At 64.0% G+C, this 2,975-nt stretch carries 4 protein-coding genes; 3 read left to right on the top strand and 1 reads right to left on the bottom strand.

The features are described 5' to 3' along the window. The 3 genes from ACFXI4_RS44490 to ACFXI4_RS44480 form a co-directional block, all read left to right on the top strand. Window positions 1–1,013: hypothetical protein (locus tag ACFXI4_RS44490; protein ID WP_385003382.1), on the top strand; the 1,013-nt coding region annotated here is incomplete at its 5' end. Window positions 1,014–1,087: 74 nt separating this feature from the next. Then, window positions 1,088–1,870 carry a tetratricopeptide repeat protein gene (locus ACFXI4_RS44485; protein ID WP_385003379.1) on the top strand — a complete coding sequence of 261 codons (783 nt, stop codon included), beginning with the start codon at window positions 1,088–1,090 and terminating at the stop codon, window positions 1,868–1,870. Further along, entirely contained in the window at window positions 1,827–2,339 is a 513-nt protein-coding gene (locus ACFXI4_RS44480) for a DUF6416 domain-containing protein (protein WP_385003376.1), read from the top strand. The genes ACFXI4_RS44485 and ACFXI4_RS44480 overlap by 44 nt, the downstream gene beginning before the upstream one ends. A gap of 181 nt (window positions 2,340–2,520) precedes the next feature. Here the strand turns inward: ACFXI4_RS44480 and ACFXI4_RS44475 are convergent. Continuing rightward, window positions 2,521–2,975: IS5 family transposase (locus ACFXI4_RS44475; RefSeq protein ID WP_385003373.1), on the bottom strand; the 455-nt coding region annotated here is incomplete at its 5' end.

The following is a 2,975-nucleotide window of genomic DNA, read 5'->3' as shown; positions in this document are numbered from 1 at the left end:
GACCCTCGCCCTGCCCCAACCCCGAAAAGACCGCACCACACAAACGCGGAGTCCCCGTCAGCGAACCGACGAGGACTCATGAACGATCGAGGCTAGAACAGCACCAGTCGCTCAACGGCTACAGCTACTCGGACAACAACCCCGTCACCACCTCCGACCCGTCCGGTCTGTCGAACCAGATCTCCTGCGAAGGAGACTCGTGCGACGGGGAGATGCGTTTCAAGGAATCCCACGCCGCTCCCGACTTCTCCTCAGGAGAGACGTGGGAGGAGAAGTATCCCTGGGAGACCTCGCACTACGACTACTACGACCCCAACGCGGTCTACTGCGACGCCTATTGCGAGATGCAGCTCCAGGCGGCGATGTTCACGCCGGCCGTCAACACGGGCCAGTGCGGATCCACCATCGGTGGAACCTCGTGCCCCGGCTTCCTGACCCCCGGGCAGATCCGGGCCGGCGCCGTCATCTCGGTGCTGGACCCGACCGGGTTCATCGGCGGTGCCAACTGCATTCAGAACCCCTCCAAGCTCGGCTGTGGGTTCGCGCTGGCCGGTGCAGTTCCGATCTTCGGCAAGGGGTTCAAGGGCGGCAAGGTCCTGCTGGAGGGTATCGACGGACTCGACAACCTTCCCAAAAAGCTGCCCGGCGAATTGGACTTCCCTGCCTTCCCCGAAGGGAAGACCGCAGCCTATTCCGACGGCAAGTACACCGTCAGTGGCTATGGTGAACTCGCACCCGACGGCTTCGCCCGCGCCGATGTCGGGGAAGTCGGCACCCTGTTCGACATGCAGAAGCGTCAGCCGTTCTTCATGGACAACGCGGCCGGCGACGGCGCCTACTACCTCAGCCACGCGGAGAAGCAGGCAGTCACGCTGAGCCCAGGCAGTCCGGTGGTGGTGACGAAGCCCATGTGCGACAACTGCTTCCAAGGATTCACGGACCTCGCTCGTGATACGGGACAGTCACAATGGGTTCTCGATCCAAGCGGACTGTACGTATTCAAGCCCAATTGATAACCCGGTAGCGGAAGGCGTGTTCGTGATATGATTCGCGAACACGCCTTTCTCTCTTTCACCTTGGAGCAACAGTGGATCGCGCCGACAGGAAGAAGCTCTTGGAGCGGGCTCGCGAGGCGGTCCGGGCAATGAGATCCCACAACGCTGAAGCGGCCAAGCGCATGCAGCAGTTGTATCCCGAGGTGCGCCAGGTCGCGGACTCCGGCGACCCTGAATTTCAGGAATTGATCGGCGGTATCGCGCTTGAATACATGAAGGAATACGAAGCGGCGCGCTGGTATTTCGGGCAGGCCGCCAAAGCGGGGAATGTCGCGGCGCTACGAGGGCTCGGGTACATGTTGCTCCGGGGCTTGGGCGGTAACAAAGACCCCGAAAAGGCGGTGGAACTGTTCCAGGTGGCCGCTGCAGAGGGTGACAGTGCCGCGCAGTACAACCTGGGCGCGATGTACCTCAGAGGAGATGTGGTGCCAAAGTCCAAGGACAAGGCACTCCAGTACCTCGAAGCAGCGTCCGCGGCCGGAGAGGGTACGGCCTCCTGGCAGCTCGGGGACATCAAGTTGGCTGAGCGGGACTACAACGCGGCACGACACTACATGGAACTGTCGGCCGATCAGGGCGCGTACGTCGGCCTCAAGGAACTCGCCCCGATGTGCCGTGACGGCGTCGGTGGAGACATCGACCTGGTCCGAGCCCTCGGTTGTTTCCTGAAGCTCCTGGATATCGGGGACGGTGACGGTATGCACGAGGCGCACCAGCTGGCGGATCGGATGACGGACGAGGAAATCAGGGAAGCCGCTTCCTGGGCGAATCATGCCGCCGAGGGCGAGTCCCTCATCAGGCGGGCTCGCCACTGAGGTGGCAGGGGGTCCCACGGGACAACGCACTTTGCATGCTGAACCGGTATTGCGTTGTCTCGCCGGTCCGGTGCCAAAGGTGCGTGTAGGTGTTCGGACGTGCTGCAGATGGTTCGGGGAGGCCTATGAGCGGCTGGTCGCCTCTGGGCGGCGCGGCACCAGAGGAAAGAGCAAGACACGCAGCAGCAGTGGCCGACGCTACCCGTTCTACTGGTGGGAGGCGCCTGGGGGGAGCACAGAAGTAACGTACGCGGTCCGCTTCTCGGCGGCGGTGTTCCTGGTCACTCGCCTCGGGTGGCACAGTTGCCTGACCGTGCGCGCATCTCCGCGAAGAGTCTCAGTGCACGACAAGCGCGGGCTGTCAGTCGTCATCCTCTCCTCGTCGTCCGGTTCGGGCTCCCGGACGACGGCCAGATCGATCAGTTCGGGGGTCCAGTCCTCGTCGATCCTGCCCGGGATGCCGTCGTAGTAGGCGGAGGCTGCAACTCGTCCGGCCCACCATGCGTAGCCCTCGTATACGCCCGGAAGAGGCAGGGGCATCTCGCCCGCCGGACCAAGGGTGAGCTGGTTGACGACGAGGACGCCGGTCACGCACTCGATGCCGATGGGGACGTGTCCTTCGGCGTCAGCGGGTGGCTTAAGACGTCGTCTCATTTGGTGAGTCTGCGGTAGCAGATGAGGCTGCAGGCGATGGCGGTGAAGGCCAGGAGGTGTTCGGCTTTGCGCTCGTAGCGGCGGTGCAGGCGACGGCAGCCGGCCAGCCAGGACATCGTGCGCTCGATGGTCCAGCGGTGCCGGCCGAGCCGGGTGGATGACTCGATGCCCTTGCGGGCGATGCGGTGACGGATGCCTCGCTTGCGTAGCCATCGGCGCAGGTGGTCGTAGTCGTAGCCCTTGTCCGCGTGCAGCTTGGCGGGCCGTCGTCTGCGCGGGCCGCGGCGGGAGCGGATCGGCGGGATGCCGCGCACGAGCGGTTCGAGTGCCTGGCTGTCGTGGAGGTTCGCGCCGGAGATTCCGATGGAGAGGGGTAAACCGGTCCGCTCGGTGATCAAGTGGATCTTCGAGCCCTTCTTGCCCCTGTCCACAGGATTCGGACCTGTCAGGT

Source organism: Streptomyces sp. NPDC059224, from assembly GCF_042754285.1.
Taxonomy (GTDB): Bacteria; Actinomycetota; Actinomycetes; order Streptomycetales; family Streptomycetaceae; genus Streptomyces.
Note: the sequence above shows the minus strand (reverse complement) of the source record. Positions and strands in the feature narration are given on the sequence as shown.